Annotated in this window: 16 protein-coding genes; 12 read left to right on the top strand and 4 right to left on the bottom strand. The window is 38.8% G+C overall.

From position 1 onward, the window contains the following. Window positions 1–81 precede the first annotated feature (81 nt). Together FAX86_RS05630 and typA are read right to left on the bottom strand one after the other, a co-directional pair. Complete coding sequence (locus FAX86_RS05630) at window positions 82–420, bottom strand: hypothetical protein (protein WP_144392363.1); 339 nt, start codon at window positions 418–420, stop codon at window positions 82–84. 10 nt (window positions 421–430) lie between these two features. Beyond that, entirely contained in the window at window positions 431–2,245 is a 1,815-nt protein-coding gene (typA, locus tag FAX86_RS05625) for a translational GTPase TypA (RefSeq protein ID WP_205859105.1), read from the bottom strand. 187 nt (window positions 2,246–2,432) lie between these two features. Here typA and FAX86_RS05620 point away from each other — a divergent pair, with 187 nt between their 5' ends. The 8 genes from FAX86_RS05620 (at window position 2,433) to FAX86_RS05585 (ending at window position 11,498) form a co-directional block, all read left to right on the top strand. Next, window positions 2,433–2,897 carry a hypothetical protein gene (locus FAX86_RS05620; RefSeq protein ID WP_144392361.1) on the top strand — a complete coding sequence of 155 codons (465 nt, stop codon included), beginning with the start codon at window positions 2,433–2,435 and terminating at the stop codon, window positions 2,895–2,897. A 178-nt stretch (window positions 2,898–3,075) separates the two neighbouring features. Continuing rightward, complete coding sequence (locus FAX86_RS05615; RefSeq protein ID WP_164503473.1) at window positions 3,076–4,971, top strand: sensor histidine kinase; 1,896 nt, start codon at window positions 3,076–3,078, stop codon at window positions 4,969–4,971. A gap of 39 nt (window positions 4,972–5,010) precedes the next feature. Then, window positions 5,011–5,442, top strand: coding sequence for a response regulator (locus tag FAX86_RS05610; RefSeq protein ID WP_246128503.1), 432 nt, complete (start codon window positions 5,011–5,013; stop codon window positions 5,440–5,442). Between the two features lie 2 nt (window positions 5,443–5,444). Beyond that, the gene (locus FAX86_RS05605; RefSeq protein ID WP_144392358.1) at window positions 5,445–7,190 is read left to right on the top strand and encodes a two-component system response regulator; all 1,746 of its coding nucleotides are present in this window, start codon (window positions 5,445–5,447) and stop codon (window positions 7,188–7,190) included. Between the two features lie 98 nt (window positions 7,191–7,288). Then, window positions 7,289–8,419: an efflux RND transporter periplasmic adaptor subunit gene (locus FAX86_RS05600; RefSeq protein WP_144392357.1), complete on the top strand. Its 1,131-nt coding sequence runs from the start codon at window positions 7,289–7,291 to the stop codon at window positions 8,417–8,419. A gap of 4 nt (window positions 8,420–8,423) precedes the next feature. After that, on the top strand, window positions 8,424–9,110 hold the full coding sequence (locus FAX86_RS05595; protein WP_144392356.1) for an ABC transporter ATP-binding protein: 687 nt from the start codon (window positions 8,424–8,426) through the stop codon (window positions 9,108–9,110). Further along, the gene (locus FAX86_RS05590) at window positions 9,097–10,305 is read left to right on the top strand and encodes an ABC transporter permease (protein WP_144392355.1); all 1,209 of its coding nucleotides are present in this window, start codon (window positions 9,097–9,099) and stop codon (window positions 10,303–10,305) included. Before FAX86_RS05595 ends, FAX86_RS05590 begins: the two co-directional genes overlap by 14 nt. Beyond that, entirely contained in the window at window positions 10,302–11,498 is a 1,197-nt protein-coding gene (locus FAX86_RS05585) for an ABC transporter permease (RefSeq protein ID WP_144392354.1), read from the top strand. The genes FAX86_RS05590 and FAX86_RS05585 overlap by 4 nt, the downstream gene beginning before the upstream one ends. 10 nt (window positions 11,499–11,508) lie before the next feature. Here the strand turns inward: FAX86_RS05585 and FAX86_RS05580 are convergent, their stop codons facing one another. Next, on the bottom strand, window positions 11,509–13,197 hold the full coding sequence (locus FAX86_RS05580) for a M61 family metallopeptidase (protein WP_144392353.1): 1,689 nt from the start codon (window positions 13,195–13,197) through the stop codon (window positions 11,509–11,511). Between the two features lie 176 nt (window positions 13,198–13,373). Here FAX86_RS05580 and FAX86_RS05575 point away from each other — a divergent pair, with 176 nt between their 5' ends. Next, window positions 13,374–14,318, top strand: coding sequence for a DMT family transporter (locus FAX86_RS05575; protein ID WP_144392352.1), 945 nt, complete (start codon window positions 13,374–13,376; stop codon window positions 14,316–14,318). A gap of 74 nt (window positions 14,319–14,392) precedes the next feature. Here FAX86_RS05575 and FAX86_RS05570 read toward each other — a convergent pair whose 3' ends face one another. Continuing rightward, window positions 14,393–14,863 (bottom strand): nucleoside deaminase, encoded by a 471-nt coding sequence (locus FAX86_RS05570; RefSeq protein WP_205859104.1) that lies wholly within the window; start codon window positions 14,861–14,863, stop codon window positions 14,393–14,395. Between the two features lie 504 nt (window positions 14,864–15,367). Here FAX86_RS05570 and FAX86_RS05565 point away from each other — a divergent pair. From FAX86_RS05565 to FAX86_RS05555, 3 genes are all read left to right on the top strand, one after another. Next, complete coding sequence (locus tag FAX86_RS05565; protein ID WP_144392350.1) at window positions 15,368–16,357, top strand: BsuPI-related putative proteinase inhibitor; 990 nt, start codon at window positions 15,368–15,370, stop codon at window positions 16,355–16,357. 186 nt (window positions 16,358–16,543) lie between these two features. After that, the gene (locus FAX86_RS05560) at window positions 16,544–17,098 is read left to right on the top strand and encodes a DUF6438 domain-containing protein (protein ID WP_144392349.1); all 555 of its coding nucleotides are present in this window, start codon (window positions 16,544–16,546) and stop codon (window positions 17,096–17,098) included. A gap of 217 nt (window positions 17,099–17,315) precedes the next feature. Beyond that, window positions 17,316–17,783 (top strand): response regulator transcription factor, encoded by a 468-nt coding sequence (locus tag FAX86_RS05555; protein ID WP_144392348.1) that lies wholly within the window; start codon window positions 17,316–17,318, stop codon window positions 17,781–17,783. Window positions 17,784–17,848: the final 65 nt, after the last annotated feature.

Raw genomic sequence — 17,848 nt, 5'->3', positions numbered from 1 at the left:
CTAACCGGCCACCCCTGGCCGGTTCTTTTATTTTTGTACTCAATAAAATTTTAAATTTAGAAAGAATCTGAAACCTTCAAATTACTCAGGATCGCTTTCAGACTCCTCAGTACTGGCTGGCTTATTCATTTCCTCTTGAACAATGACCACATAACCTTTGGGAATTGGCTTTGGATCCAGGCCCTGAGTCACTCGAACTTTATCATAAGCGATCTGGACACAATCTCGGTCACTATCAATGGCAAGACAGCGATTATACTCACGTTTCATCGAATCCATCACCGATTCGGCTTTCGGTGGCTCAATGTATCCAAATAGCATGCGTGTAACATCTAATGCAGACTGATTTGCACAGCCTGCCAGAATTAATACGCCGAACATGCTCGACAGAAAGAAATTTGCCCGTAAAGTCATCTTCATTAAAGCTCCATTAGGCTTGTCGTGATGCTCTCTTTCGCTCATGTTCTTTCAAGAACTTTTTACGAACACGGATATTCTTTGGCGTCACTTCAACAAGCTCATCATCATCAATAAACTCAAGGGCTTGCTCCAACGTAAACACGATCGGCGGAGTGAGTACTAAATTCTCATCAGTTCCTGCAGCTCGAACGTTTGTTAATTGTTTGCCCTTAAGTGGATTTACCGTCAGGTCATTGTCCCGAGAATGTATACCGATCACCATACCCTCGTAAACTTCAACACCATGACCGATAAATAAGCGTCCTCGCTCCTGCAAGCTGAACAAAGCATATCCTAAAGACTTACCTTGCCCATTACTAATAAGAACACCGTTATGCCGTTGTGCTAAAGCACCTGGAACAGCAACATCGTATCTTTCAAACGTGTGATAAATCAATCCTGAACCAGAGGTTGCAGTAAGAAACTCTGTTTGGAAACCAATCAATCCACGTGCAGGAATGATAAAGTCGATTCGAACACGACCTTTACCGTCAGGCACCATGTCTTGTAATTCAGCTTTTCGTAATCCCAACTTTTCCATGATCGAACCTTGATGATTTTCTTCAATATCAATCGTCAAGTTTTCATAAGGTTCCATCATCTGGCCATCAACTTCTTTCATGATAACCTCAGGACGAGAAACCGCGAGCTCAAATCCTTCTCGTCTCATATTTTCAATTAATACAGATAAATGAAGCTCACCTCGACCTGAAACCCGGAATTTATCAGGGTCATCAGTTTGCTCAACTCTAAGAGCAACGTTATGAATTAACTCTTGTTCAAGGCGCTCTAATATCTGGCGAGACGTTAAAAATTTGCCATCTTTACCAGCAAATGGAGAGGTGTTGACCTGAAACGTCATGGTAACGGTTGGCTCATCAACCGTTAAGGCGGGCAATGCTTCCACAGCATCTTGAGAACAGATGGTATCGGAAATTTTGGGCGCTTCTATACCAGTAATAGCAATGATATCTCCAGCGGAAGCCTCTTCAACTTCAGTTCGCTCGAGCCCCATATAACCTAAAACTTGGCCGATTTTTGCTTTCCGCGTTTTGCCGTCTCTATCAACAACACTGACCTGCATGTTCGGCTTTACGCGACCTCGTTTAACTCGGCCTACCGCTATTGCACCAACATAACTGGAATAATCAAGTTGCGACACCTGCATTTGGAATGGGCCATCCATATCAACTTCAGGTGGCTGAACCATATCAACAATCGACTGAAATAAAGGCGTCATGTCGCCTTCTGTGACGGTTGGATCATCGCTGGCAAAACCATTGAGTGCAGACGCATAAATGACAGGAAAATCGAGCTGCTCATCGGTCGCACCTAAACGGTCAAATAAATCAAATACTTGATCCATTACCCAATCGGGACGAGCTCCAGGTCGATCAATTTTGTTAATTACAACAATAGGCTTCAAACCTTGAGCAAAAGCTTTTTGGGTAACAAACCGAGTTTGTGGCATTGGCCCGTCAACGGCGTCGACCAACAATAAGACCGAATCAACCATCGACATAATTCGCTCTACTTCGCCACCGAAGTCGGCATGTCCGGGCGTATCAACAATGTTAATTCGATAGTCATTCCAAGTTATCGCAGTATTTTTCGCTAAAATTGTAATGCCTCGTTCTTTTTCAAGATCATTCGAGTCCATGACTCGATCCGTAGGCTCAGCACGGTCTGACAAAGTGCCAGATTGCTGCAATAACTTATCAACTAGTGTGGTTTTGCCATGGTCAACGTGGGCGATAATGGCGATATTTCTCAACTTCTCAATCACAGGTATTCTCTCTCATCTTTCGAGGCGCGACATTATACGTGTTTCAGACCCGAAAGATGACTTTTTATTCGATTAATTTGCAGATATTAAATATTTATCCATAATCACGATCAAGTCTCGTTCTTAACTTGACAATTTTAGTCGAATTTTTAACCCTTAACTGATTGTTTACAAAAGAGATATGCAAATGAAAACCTTTATTATTGCAACTATCGCTGTTTTGGGCCTCTCTGTTGGGTTTGCTTCAGAAAAGTGGGATAGTGGAGATAAACAATTGGACCGCTGGCTCATAAACATCAATCACGTAGCGCAAGGCAATTGGTTAGAGGCGATCAAAGAGCAAGCAAAGACATTCAATGTGCCTGAAGAACGTCTCATCGAGACCTTTGAGATGTACGAATTCAGCCCAGCTGACTTTTACCTGGCACTATCAATCGAAAAAGTAACTAAAACTAAATGGGAAGATGTGGTTGAAAGCTTTCGAGTTCACCGAAGCTCAGGTGTCGATAAATTGCGTGAAATATATGGTTTAACAGCCAATAGCCCACAATTTAAAGAGGTACGAGCCCTAATTCAAAAAGGCGCTCCAGAAGAAGATTTGGCCGCTGAACAAGAAAATATATTTTTCAAAAAAGAAACGAAAAACAACTAATCAAACTTTTAATCTCGTAATGCTAAGTATATTAACTATAGTTAATATACTTAGTTACTACGGGCGGTAGCCCAGGTATTCTGAATCGAAAATGTTGGGTAACTGGTCTTTACGGACAAAATTTTTTCTAACTACTATTTTGCTGGTCGTCGTTACCTCAACGACCATCGTAGTTGTCATGTCTCGTCAACTTTCAGAATCTCTCACCGAAGAAAAATACATTCAATTACGGCAAGACTTGAGATTTATTAACAGAAGTTTAGAGAAAGAAATTCAGCAACTACGTACTGATGCTCAAATAATAGCTCGCTCTAGAATTATCAAAGGGTTAATTGAAAGTACAAATAGTTCATCATCCAATATTCTCGATGTAATTGAAGAAGAAGAGTGGAAAGAAAGTTTGACCGTTCTATTCAATCAAACTCTTGCTGCTTCACCACCTTATTTTAAAGTGAGACTCATTAAGTACAAAAAAGATAAACAATCAGAAAGTGCTATCGAAAAAATAACTGCTTGGAAAAGAAATAACAAGATAACTCTGTTACCTCCCGATAAGCTGCAAGAAAAAATTCACAGGCCGTATATAAAAAACTCTACCTCTTTAAGTCCCGATGAAGTTTTATTATCTAAGTTATCTTTGGATAGAGAAGAAGGGAAGATTTATACCCCCACAATAGCAACTTTGAGGTCGGTCGCGCCTATTTTTGACCGGGAAATACTCTATGGATTCATCGTAATCAGTATGGATATTACTCATACTTTCGAGGATGCAGCAGAAATTTTAACTCAAGACATTAACTTATATGCGACACAAGATGATGGACAATTTATCTATCATCCAGAAAAAGAAAAAACGTTCACTTTCGAATTCCCTGAAAAAGCTCAACATATTATGGAAAATGAATTTTACGGAAGTGACAAAATTTTTAATGACAATAAACTGCAATATGGCACAGTTAGAGATAAAGCTAATGAAGAATATTCACTTGTTCACGAAAAATTTCATTTTGATCCTTTAAACCCCGATCGATATATAAGAATTTCACTTATTCAACCCTACTCAAAAATAGAATCTATCACTGATCAATTAAACCGTAGTTTAATTTATACGAGTTTAATTATTGTAACCATCGCTATTATTCTAACAACATTAGCTCTCAGAGCTTTAGCCATTCCAATTCAACAACTACTGGCCAGCATTAAAAAATTTGGTCGTACACAAAAAATAGATACATTGCCAACAGAAAGAAATGACGAGCTGGGTACACTCGCACAACAGTTTCGTTTGATGTCCACTAGAGTTATCGAACAGACAAACTTACTTAATCAAGAAGTTCTAATACGTCGCCTAACAGACAAACAACTTCGTGCTCGCGAAGAGGAGCTCAAGCGCTCCAACGAAGAGTTAGAAAAATTCGCATACGTAGCTTCTCACGATCTACAAGAGCCACTTCGCAAAGTACAAGCTTTTGGCGATCGACTTATCGCTCGAAGCTATGATGATCTCGATGATAAGTCAAAGGACTATTTAAAGAGAATGCAGCAAGCAGCTAGTAGAATGAGCCAGTTAATTAGCGATCTACTCTCATTTTCGAGAGTAGCGACTCGGGGACGTCCATTTCAATCAACCAATATGAATGAAATAGTAAATGGGGTAATTTCCGATCTAGAAATTGCAATAGAGCAATCCGGTGCTATTGTCGAAGTTAATGATTTACCGGTCGTTGAAGGTGATGAATTGCAACTACGTCAATTGATGCAAAATTTAATTGGGAACTCATTAAAATTTAGAAGAGCAGATGTTCAGCATCATGTGAAAATTTGGTCTAAAGTTAATGATGACGATACTCAAATTGAAATACATATTCAAGACAATGGTATAGGCATGGATAGCAAGTATTCAGAACGAATTTTTGAGGTTTTTCAAAGACTTCATGCTAGAAATGAATATGAGGGAACAGGTATTGGCTTAGCAATATGTAAGAAAATTGTAGAGCGACATAATGGAAAAATTGAAGTTAAAAGTACTCTCGGCGAAGGTTCAGAGTTCATCGTTTTCTTGCCGCTTAATTAGTTATTGAGAGCACCTGTTAGTATGGAGAGTAAAAGCTCAATGATTCAGATTCATATGTGTGATGATGATCCCGATGACTGTTTGCTTTTTAAAGACGCTATCGAAGAAGCTAATGTACTTAATAACATTAGCTTTACACAAGATGGACAAGACTTAATTGACTTCTTAAAAAGAGAAGGAGAGTACCAAAACCTAAAGAATACAGCTTTGCCAGATATCATATTACTCGACTTAAATATGCCAAGAAAAGATGGCCGAGAGGCTCTAAAAGAAATTAAAGGCAATCAGAGTCTTAAGCATATACCGATAATAATCTTGACAACTTCTAAAGAAGAAGAGGATATATTAAAAAGCTACAACTTAGGAGCTAGCTCTTATATCACGAAGCCAGTTACATTTGAAAAACTAGTCGAATTAGTTCACAAGTTTTCAGACTACTGGTTTAAAATAGTGAAACTACCTGAAACTTAATAATGAAAAAATCTCTTCTCGACACATCTCCAGTAAACGAACAAGATACTCTTAGAATTCTTGTGATTGAAGATGATGAAGACGATTTTATACTTGCTGAAGATTATCTTGAAGAAGCTTACGGGAAAAAAGCAAAAGTAACTTGGGCCTCAACTTATAACGATGCAGTCAATCTAATTGATAATAATAGCTATGATGTTTATTTAATTGATTACATGCTAGGTGAGCATACAGGCATCGAACTTACAAAAGAAATTACTTCAAGTACTTATCAAGTATATGCGGTAATTCTTTTAACAGGTATGGATAATCGAGAAGTTGATATAGAAGCGACAAATGCAGGAGCAATGGACTATCTTGTCAAACAAGAGCTCAATGCGGCTTTACTTGAGCGCTCAATTAGATATGCACTAAAAAGAAAACATATTGAAGAGAAGCTCGTTTCTTTAGCACAACACGACCCACTAACAGGTTTAGCAAATCGGACTAAATTTAACTTAGCGTTAAATGAAAAAATAGAGCAAGCCAAAAGAAAAAATAATTCGTTTGCCGTAATTTTATTGGATCTAGATAACTTTAAAGAAGTCAACGATACATTAGGACACTCCACGGGCGATACTTTATTAAAAATCACAGCAAAAAGAATCAATTTTTCAACTCGAAACATAGATATCATCGCCCGTCTCGGAGGTGATGAGTTTGCAATTATCGCAGAGTTCGAAAACATAGGTGAGGGTTCATCAAGATTCGCTGAAAGAATTCTGGAAGAGCTGTCCAAGCCACTAGAACTTGATTATCAACATGTAAATACTGGCGCAAGTATCGGCATTGCTGTTTACCCTCATGACGGAGTAACTCCTGAAAGCTTATTAAAAAACTCCGACCTAGCTATGTACAAATCGAAGCGAAGTGGCCGCAATACTTATAGATTTTATGACCCAGAATTTGAACTTGAGCTTACTCAGAGTAAAAAGTTGCATGATGAATTACAAGTAGCCATAGACGACAACCAATTCATTTTGATGTATCAGCCAATTGTCGATACTCAACGAAATAAAGTCGTTAAAGCAGAAGCCTTAATTCGTTGGCAACATCCAGAAAAAGGCTTGCTATCTCCAGTTTATTTTATAGAGGCTGCTGAGCGAAATGCAAAAATAATTCAAATAGGTCAATGGGTGATGCAGCAAGCATTTAAAGATTGTTTAGAATGGCAGAAACAAGAAGAACTCAAAGATGTTGGCGTAGCAGTCAACTTATCTCCTCACCAATTTTGTAGCGAACATTTAATTGATGACATAAAAAATGCATTAAATAATTTAAATTTACATCACAGATCAATAACACTGGAAATTACAGAAACAACGTTAATGGAAATTGGCGAAGATATGATTGAACGCCTTAACTTACTCGACGACCTGGGCGTAAATTTGGCAATCGATGATTTTGGCACAGGTTATTCCTCTTTAGCTTATTTAAAGCGATTCCCTGTTTCTACTTTAAAAATCGATCGGTCTTTTGTTTCAGATATTGAGCATGACTCCGATGATAATATAATTACCAAAACAATCGTTAACCTGGGACAATCATTGAACAAGAAAGTCATCGCCGAAGGGATAGAAACGAAACATCAACTGGATATTGTTAATGCTTTTGGGTGTCATCTCATTCAAGGATACCATTTCGCAAAACCGATGCCTGTTAATGAACTACTCATTTGGGTAAAGCAATTTAGTAGTCAAGGCGGATAAAGCTTCTAATATTCTATTCGAGATTGATTAAAATCAATATAATAAATATCGCGTAAGCTACAATCATACGAACGATCAAAGTCAGGGATCTCGGTACGATGACTAAAAAAATATTCTTTGGCGCTGCAGTTGCTGTTCTTATTGTAATAATTTTTACCTTTTCTAAAGAAGATTCGATATCAGTAGAAACCTATATTGTTGATACGGGCGCAGTTGAAGCAACCGTAGCCAACACCCGAAGTGGAACAGTAAACGCCTGTAAAAGATCGAAAATTGCACCATTAACCAGCGGTCAAATTTCTGCGATTTATGTCACAGAAGGAGATTCTGTTAAAGCCGGAGATTTACTCATTGAATTGTGGAATGAGAATATTAAGGCGCAAGTTAAAAGGGCAGAAGCAGCACTACAAGCGCATCGTTTACAACAGCATAGTATTTGTATTGGCGCAGCTAGTGACGAACGCGATGCCAAGAGACTTGATGTTCTGGCAAAAAAAGAGCTCGCCGCAGAAGACATCGTAGATCGAGCTACTTCCAAAGCAAGTGCAAGTGAAGCAACATGCTTAGCAGCGAAGTCACAAGAAAAAGAATTTGAGGCACAGCTCGAATTACAAAATGCGTTTTTGGAACAAACCTACATTCGAGCTCCTTTTCCTGGAACGGTTGCTAATATCAGTGGAGAAGTTGGAGAGATAACTACGCCCTCTCCTCCCGGAGTACCAACACCGCCAGCAATCGACCTTTTGACGGCAGATTGCGTTTATGTCTCCGCACCTATTGATGAAGTTGATGCATCACTACTTAAAATTGGACAACCGGTGCGTGTGAGTCTTGATGCTTATCGAGATATAACGTTTCAAGGGAAGTTAACTCGTATATCACCTTATGTTGAAGATTTTGCAAAACAAGCAAGAACTGTCACTATAGATGTCAACTTTGACACTCAAGAACAGTCATTACTTGTGGGCTACAGCGCTGACGCCGAAGTTATTCTCGCCAATCGAGAAAGTACGATCAGGATCCCCACGGAAGCTTTAATAGAGGGCAATAAGGTTTGGATAGTCAGTAAAAACAATATTGTTGAAGAACGTGAAATAAAAATTGGTATTGGAAACTGGAAGTTTACAGAAGTTACTGAAGGTCTATCACCGGGTGATAAAGTGATAACCTCTTTAGGTCAAAATGATTTAAAGCCAGGCATTACAGTGCGTACATCAATAACGGATTAGCTCAATGATTTTACTGAAAGATGTATGCAAAACTTACGAATTAGGAGAAACACCTCTAAAAGCACTCGACCATGTCAATTTGTCTATTAACCCGGGCGACTACTTATCGGTTATGGGTCCATCTGGCTCGGGAAAAAGTACCTTACTTAATATGATAGGTTTACTGGATCGCCCAGACTCAGGTGAACTATATATCAATGACATTGCAACTCACTCTTTGATCGAAGAGGAGCGAGCAAAATTACGCCAAAATAACATTGGATTTATTTTTCAATCATTTCATCTGATTCCCAGATTAACTGCCTTGGAAAATGTAGAAGTCCCGCTTATGTTGAGCAAAACCCCTAAGCATGAGCGTCGCGAGCAGTCAATGAAGATATTGGAACAGTTGGGCATTAGCAGCCGCGCCGATCATTTACCAAAGCAATTATCGGGCGGTCAATTACAACGCGTAGCAATTGCACGGGCCTTGTTGATGAAACCCAGTATTCTATTGGCCGATGAGCCGACAGGGAATCTTGACAGCCGATCCGGAAGTGAAGTGATTGAACTTTTAGAAAAATTCAATCAGGAAGGCATAACATTGATGATGGTGACCCACGATGTTCAACTCGGCTCCCGAGCTCCGAGGAAATTACAGATCATCGATGGAAAATTGTCGGAAGTAGAAAAACACCATGCGTTTAGTTGATTATTGGGAATTTAGTGTTCCTGTATTTAAACGTCACATACCTCGCACTTTATTATTAACATTAGCGATAGCAATCGGTGTCTGCTCTGTAATTTTATTGACTAGTCTGGGTGAAGGTGCTCGTCGATTTATAGAGCAAGAATTTTCAAGTTTGGGAGCCGATTTACTCATCATATTACCTGGAAAGAAAGAAACCCAAGGAGGAGCACCACCGATTTACGGAACAACAACGAGAGACTTAACACTCGAAGATGTTCAAGCTATTGAGCATATAAGCACAATTGATAAAATCGCTCCCATAATTGCCGGTACTGCATTAATAACGTTTCAGAATCGAAGCCGAGAAGTGATTACAATGGGTTCAACACCTGCAATATTTCCTATTCGGGATCTTACTCTTGGCGAAGGACGAGCCTTACCGGAAAACTCTTCAACTCAACATGTTCCCGTTATTGTACTGGGCTCAAAAATAAAAAAAGAACTTTTCGGAAATCAGTCAGCTGTTGGAGAATGGGTACGTGCAGGTGATTATCGCTTTCGTGTAATAGGAGTCCTTGAAGAGCGTGGTGAATCACTCGGTCTTGATCTCAGAGATATGGCAATAATTCCGGTGCGTTCTGCAGAAATGCTGTTCAATTCTCCGGCTCTTTTTAGAGTCATCATTCAACTGTCGCAAAGTAATAGCGAAGCCTATACCGAACAGCGTATTCGCAAAATAATTGCTGAACGACATGAAGGAAAAGATGATATTAGCTTTGTTAGTCAAGATTCTATCCTGAGCGCATTCAATTCAATAATGCTCACCGTTACTGCGGTTGTTGGTGCGATAGCCGCAATTAGTTTAGTGGTTGCTGGCGTTTTAATTATGAACGTTACTTATATCTCAGTAGCTCAACGACGCCATGAAATCGGATTATTAAAAGCTCTTGGCGCAACTGGATTACAAGTAAAACGCATATTTATTGGCGAAGCTCTATTGCTGACCACTGCCGGCTCAGTCATCGGTATGCTTCTCGCCTTTTCTGGTATTGAGTTTGTGCGCTGGTACTGGCCAGATTTCCCCATTGCAGCTACTTGGTGGGCTGTCATTTCGGCTATTGTAACCGCATTTATTATGGGCGCTCTTTTCTCCTGGTTACCTGCAGCTAAAGCGTCCAAACTGGATCCCATACTTGCGATGCGAGGTTTTTCATGAACTGGGCCGATCGTTTCGAATGGGTATTTCGCTCGCTGAGCTCCTACCGTTTAAGAAGCTTATTAACTATTTTAGGATTTGCAGTAGGCATAGCATCGGTAACATTACTCTCAGCGCTTGGTGAGGGAATGCGGCAGTTCATAATGAATGAGTTCACTCAATTTGGTAGTCGTATTATCGCGATTACTCCCGGTAAAACTGAAACCTTTGGTTTTGGTGGTCTCCTTAATACAACACGACCGTTAACTCTCGATGATGCTATTCAATTAAAGTCATTAAGAGCCGTAGAGCATGTGGTTCCGGTCGTATTTGGAACTGGTCAAATAGAGTCAGTAAATCGAAGTCGTTATACGGATATTGCTGCTGTTGGTCCTCAAGCTGCGAAAGCATGGAAAATAGATGTTGCACAAGGTCGTTTTCTTCCAGACGATAACATTCAACAACCAAGAGCCTATGCAGTATTAGGTAGCGAATTAAAAAAAGAACTTTTTGGCAACAAAGGAGCTCTTGGAGAAATTGTGCGTATTGCGCAAACTCGCTTTCGTGTTATTGGGGTTATGGAAAGTAAAGGCGAATTTTTAGGTACTAATCTAGATGATCTTATTTATATCCCGGCACAAAAAGGCCTGCAATTATTTAACAGAAACAGTTTGATGGAAATTGACGTTTTTTATTATGAGAATATTTCTTCTCACGACATTGCTGAGCTAGTAAAACGAAAATTGATTGAGCGTCATGGAATGGAGGATTTTACATTAATCACACAGGACGCCATGCTTGATAGCATGGATGATATTTTACAAATAGTTAAAGTCGCAGCAGCCGGTTTAGGTAGCATCGCACTATTGGTCGGGGGAGTTGGGATTCTCACAATCTTTAGTATTACTGTTACCGAAAGGAAACAAGAAATTGGATTGCTGCGCGCTCTCGGATTTACGTCAATTCAATTAAGAAATTTGTTTTTATATGAAGCCATCGCCCTTGCAATTTTTGGTGGATTATTAGGCTACAGTTTGATTTTACTGCCTTCTGTTGTCGCACACTATCTCTTTCCTGATTTTCCAATAGAGCTCGAACTGTCTGTGCTAATTTTAGCGCTGCTGGTATCAGCAATAATAGGTGTAATTGCCGGCCTTAAACCGGCTATCGATGCCTCAAAACTTCCACCTATTGAAGCGTTAAGAGATGAATAAAACTGCCAGTTTAGTATTTAAAACAGTTTTTATTCAATCTAACTTGGGGTAGTACAATAGAATCTCCTAAAGGCAAATATTCAATTACTTCTTCCCGCTCTTCAACTTTAATTGATATGGATTCTTTTATATCATTAAAAACGATACTACCACTCATTAGCTTCTGGCCGTCTCTCAAACCGGCTTTATAGGCAGCAGAGTTCTCTTTAACACCAGATATAATATGTGTATCAATAGAAGTTTTATGATCAAAGCCACTATCCCAGGTAGCTTTGTCTTCTAAAGAAAAAATAGCGCAATTTCGTAAAGACCAGCGTTGCCAATCTGGCATACTACCATCTTTAATAAAAGACATAAGTCCATCCATTTTATTGGGTGGTATTTGATATTTTATACTCTCTCGAAAAACGGAGTTATCGACACCGCCTTTCCATTCGTCTGAAATCAACCATTCTTTAATAAGCTTTGAAATATCGAATCCCTGTCTTTTTTGTAATGATATATCCAGTAACAAAGCCGCCAACTCACCTCTTAAATAAGGTAGTTTTTGATAGTCCTGCGACATCCAAAAGTTTTTAGCGATCGATACGTTAGTCGCGTTTTTCACGGGGTTTGTACTATATTCTTCCAAAGTTTTATTTAACTCAATTTGAAACTTCGAAAAATCAATGAGTTTACTCTTCAATAATACTTTCCTAGTTAAATAATTAGTAAACCCCTCTGAAAACCAATACATGGTGCCTTCTTCGACAGAGCTTTTTTGCTGCAGCTTGCCACCAATCCACTCATGCATCATTTCATGTGCTAATAAATTAGTAACCGGAGAGCCCTCAGATGTATCAACTTCAATTTTTGTTGCTGGATTTAAAAACAAGGCAAAGTTATTATGCAGTTTTGTGCCACCAAAACTATAGCCGTTTTCTAATGGTTCACCAACACTGATTGCATTTATCCAGTAGAATGGAAAGTCATGATCTTCAAAGTAATCTCTCTCTGCGGCTGTAATTGTTTCAGCTATATCGGCTAATTCTTTAAGTTTAAAATTCCAGTTTTCGCCATGAAGCGTTATTAAAAGTGGGTTTCCTTTGATCATTCTTGTTTCAAGTTTTAACGGACCTGCAACAAATAACGAGTTATGAAGTTCCGATAAATTGGCAACAAATGTTTTACTGCCATTTTGAAGACCTAAGGATGAGACTGTTTGCCATTCTCCAATATTTTGCCATGTAATGTTAACGCCAAGTTTTCCATCGAGATGTTGTGGAAGTACCAGTCCAGTGCTTCCAACCATATGGAAAAGTTGACTATTAACAATAGGGCGGTAATACATTCGGTCACTATTAGATAGCTGACGCTCATTTACTTCTAACGTGTAACTAATCGTTAAATTTAACTGGTGAGCATGATCAACTCGCCAGTGACCATCCGCAATTTCAGAAAAATCTAATTTTCTGCCAGCAGTTTTCACCTGAAAGTTTGTTATATGAGAAGATAGATTATCGAGTCCACCCCATGAATTAAGCTTTAATTCAGTAACTCCGCTTTCATGACCAATGAACTCAATTTCAATATTTACACTATTGTCAATTTGCTTATCAAAGGAAATAAATAGATCCGGAATTTTTGGTCGAGTATCCAATCCTGATTGGTGCATGCACCCTGATAATGTAAGTAATAAGACAATCCAAATATACTTCACCTTTACTCTCCAAAATAAAATTATGTCGTAACTGACTTAAAATCATGAGTCCACTTATGTTTCAGACAAAACCAATAACTCATTTATACTTCAAAGGGACCATATGATTCTCTCAAGCAAGCAATGCCATAAAACGATAGAATAACCTAACTAATGTATTGCGTAATAGATATTGAATGAAAAATACACTTCTCTACATTGCTACAGTAATTATTTGGGGAACTACGTGGTTTGCTATTGAATTTCAACTCGGTGAAGTCGCCGTTGAAGTGTCTCTTATCTACCGATTCTTAATTGCCGCGATCATTATGTGGACATTTTGTTCATTTGCAAAAATATCACTTAAATTGAGAGCAACGGATCATTTCTTTATCTTCATTCTGGCTGGATTTAACTTTGGCTTTAACTATCTCATTCTTTACTGGGCGCAAGAATATCTTACATCGGCCATGAGCTCGATTGCATTCTCAACACTTTTGTTAATGAATATTGTTAATACAAGAATATTTTTCGGCAAACCCGTTGCAAAGCGAGTAATAGTAGGCGCTTTAATGGGTGTATGCGGTATTGCTGCCTTATTTTGGCAAGATATTAAAGATTTTAATTTAACAGGTGCCGCGATTACCGGTTTACTGCTTGCTTTAGGAGGGACGTTTCTTGCCTCACTCGGTAATATGGTTAGTGTACGTAATACATCTAAAGGAGTCTCAGTCATACAAGGTAATACTTGGGGGATGCTTTACGGCACAATAATTCTTGCACTCTATGCTTTGGTGAGAGGTTCGGAGTTCACAATAAGCTTGCTACCCAGTTATTGGATCTCACTGCTCTACCTAGCTATATTCGGCACAGTCATTGCGTTTGCTTGTTATTTCATCTTATTTCAAAACATTGGTCCAGAAAAGGCGAGTTACGTTATTGTCTTATTTCCTCTCGTTGCGGTCATACTCAGTACCCTTTACGAAGGTTTTATTTGGCACCTGTCGACAATTATTGGCTTTACACTTGTTTTATCAGGTAACGCATTAGTTTTAACCCCACCCGAAAAATTCTCACGTTTATATCGTTGGTCACTAAGGCAAAGTTCGCCTCAAAAGACTACTGACAAGTGTAATTTTTAGGTTTGTTTAATCCTTTTTACTCCTGATTTGCCGTCTTACGTGTAAGACGGCTTTTTTAATGGAGCCAATCAAACTTAGTATGGAATTTTGTTTTCGTTAGAAATCCAGCTGTCAAAAACTTTAGAAGCCTCTTCCATTGGCATGTGCTCGCACGGTACAAGCTTCTGATTTTTCATATCGGCTATCGCTTCGTACAATACCTCATCATCAAAACCGGCTTTAGCAGCTCCGTAACGAGTTTCTGCATAAACTACTCGATCCACTCTTGCCCATACCGCCGATGAAAAACACATGGGACAAGGCTCACATGAAGAATACAGAACTGCTCCAGACAGTTCATTTGTATTGAGAGCGTCGCAAGCACGCCGTATTGCCACAACTTCAGCATGTGCGGTTGGATCTTTTGATGAAACGACTTGATTCCATCCTTCAGCGATTATTTCTCCGTTTTTTACAATAACGGCGCCAAATGGACCATTGTCTCCAGCTTTTGAGTTTTCAGCTGCTAAAGCAATTGCCCTTTCTAAAAATTCTTTATCACTCATAAACATCTCCGTAAAAATCGACGATATTATACAAGATGAATCGAATAATAGAGCAGATTGCGTTAGCAAATTACTAAGCTCGCTAGTGACACTCAATATTCATTAATTATTTTAAGGTTAATAATACCCAAGTTTTGTACAATTAAGCCTCATAATGACTGTTTAAAAAATTTAAGAATAACCTATTACTCACGAACTCAAGCCTTAAAATAAGTTTTCCGGAACGTATTATAGTTAATATTACCAACAACTTAATGCACTTAGACGTACAAATACTAACCCTTCAAAGCCTTTAATCTCACTTGCCAATAATTATTAAAATAGTGCGCTTGTCACATTTTTTTAACAACTTCAGTAAATCTCTTATTTTCATGACTTTTTTTAAATTTGATTAATTTTTCTAATGCGAATTAAAAATAAAAATACATTGAGACAAATTCATTTCTCGCAATAATACGCGCAAGTTTTCGTTATCCAGTCGAAACAATTATTAGGAGATCTACCATGAAAGGTTTTACCAAAGTTTTAGCATCTGGCGTAATCGTATTGGCAAGCAGTGCAACTTTCGCGAATGACTTTTTTAACTTCAGCGAAAGCGATTCAAAAACGTTCAGCTCAGAAAATGGCGTTGAATCAACAGTACAAGTAATCGACACTAGCGGCAATTGGAAAAAATTTAATCAATACTTAGGTAAAGAGAATCAATGGATTTGGTCAACAAGTAACAGCCAAGTTCTTGGATGGTACTCAGAAAACGGTGACCGTCAAGTTCTTGTAAACTTCGAAGATACAATCGGAACGACTTACAACGTCGATATCGATAATTGTATCAATCAAGCAACGATTGCATCAAAAGGGCAGACAGTTGTTACTTTAGCAGGCACTTTTAGCGATACTGTTGAGCTAACATTCTCTGGCGACAGAAGTTGTGCGGCGGCTGGTATAAGTTCCGCTATTTTCGCGCGTGGCATTGGTTTGGTTTCTTATTCAAGACCAATCTACGGAAATATCGCATTCGAAACTACAAGACTTACTTCCGCAATCATTGATGATGTTGAATACCCTATTTTTAACGGTATTGAAGTATCTGCTAAATTTCCAGCTGGCCGAGTATTGAATAACCACATCGATAAAGTTTCTGCGTACTTAACTATCGAGAATAAAAGCGACAGTGCTCAAGCTTTCACTTTTAACTCATCTAAACTTTTCGATATCGTAATTTTTGATAGCAATGGCGTAGAAGTTAATCGTTGGTCTGCAAATAAACGTTTCTTAATGGCCCTCCAAAATGTTGAAATAGCAGCTGGTGAGTCAAGAACTTTTGGTGGTGACATTAGCTTAGTAAATATCAACACTGGTCGCAGCTTAGACGTCGGTTCTTACACAATTCGAATCGAATTAGCTGGCACTAACAAACCTGAAGCAAGTGCTTTCGACTCAGTTCCTTTTGCTGTTGAATCTCCACTTTATATCGACCAACGCGTTTCTCTTTAGTCGATTAGATTAGCAGTAAAATTCTAAAGGCGAGCTTAGCTCGCCTTTTTCTGTTATACCTTGACCGAATCAGCCTTTTACTTTCCTAATGCTTTGAATCAATGCACAAAATCAACATCGTTCCTTTGACTTCCTGAAGCTCCCTATTCTAATCTAAATGGCATCATAAATGATGCGAGAAGATTCGTGAGATTACTCAGTTATATTCTACTTTCTTTATTCGTTACTGGATGCTCAAATAACAACGTCAGTAAACAAAATCCGTCTAAGCCAATGGCGAGAAGTATTTCCGCGGCCGAAAGCTCTCAGAATAGACAATCTTCGTTATCAAAATTTGATTTCAATAAACCTTTTGCTGTTCGATTTGCTGCTATGGGATGTGGTATTGGCTGTCCAATTTACCAGCTGGTTATTCAAGGTGATTTTTCAGCAACCTATAAAGGAATCGCTTTCGTTAAAGAAAAATCTGAAACTCAGTTCTTGTTGATGTCAAATCACAGGTTGGCTCTCAAGGAATTCTTATCCAGCGAAACGTTTACCAACTTAGAGTTATATCCGCCGACTTGCAAATACCTCCCCACCGACAATGTAAGGTACCGAGTAACAGTTATACAAGCTAATCAAGAATTCAATACAATTATCGAGCAAGGATGCCAAGATGCTGCTTTAAAGCCATTGGAAAAGCTTCTGGATGACATAGTTGGCCGTTGGAAAGGACGATACAACAAGGCCGTTAGGTAGCCTTTCCCCCAAGCCTAAAATCAACTCAATCGAGAGATATTTTATTCAACATTGTGACAATCTCAAGAAATTCGGCAGAACGTTTGTGAGACATTGACGCTTTGTATTGTAATGCTAGTGACTTGCGCCGTGAGTTATCTAAACTAGTAATGAGGTCCCAGATAATAGTCTTTCTCGGACCAAAAACATCATTCGCACGGATAACGAGGTAAAGGCGATGCAATCAAAAATCAAAGTACTTATTATTGAAACTTACGGTATTGATATCGCACATGGCATTGAAAATAGTCTTGAACTCGGTGGCTGTGAAGTAACAACTTCTACCTCCCATGCTTTGAGTCTTGCTCTTATTAACAATGAAACCTACGACATCATATTGATAAATATGGAACCCGATGGAAATGGAGGAATTTCTGGCATCAACTATTTGCATGAAATTCTGGAACAAAAGCATTTACAAAACTCTGTTTGCTTCGGTGTCAGTGCTCAGTCGGGAATTTCAGTATTATCCGCTCATTCAGATTATATCCAAGATCTTTCAATTTTAGTCGGTTGGCTAATTTTGCCAATCATGCCAGAAAAAGCGACTCAACTAATATTAGACGCTGCGTTCAACCGAGAGCGTTTATGTATTCAATCAAGAATTCATAAACGAAAAGCAAAAAGCCAAATTAAAGTCGCTTAAGATTCTACGGATATCAAAAAATGGCGTCCTATAGGACGCCATTTTTCATTACTCAAATACAAAAA

This window comes from Pleionea sediminis (assembly GCF_007570825.1).
Classification (GTDB): Bacteria; Pseudomonadota; Gammaproteobacteria; order Enterobacterales; family Kangiellaceae; genus Pleionea; species Pleionea sediminis.
Note: the sequence above shows the minus strand (reverse complement) of the source record. Positions and strands in the feature narration are given on the sequence as shown.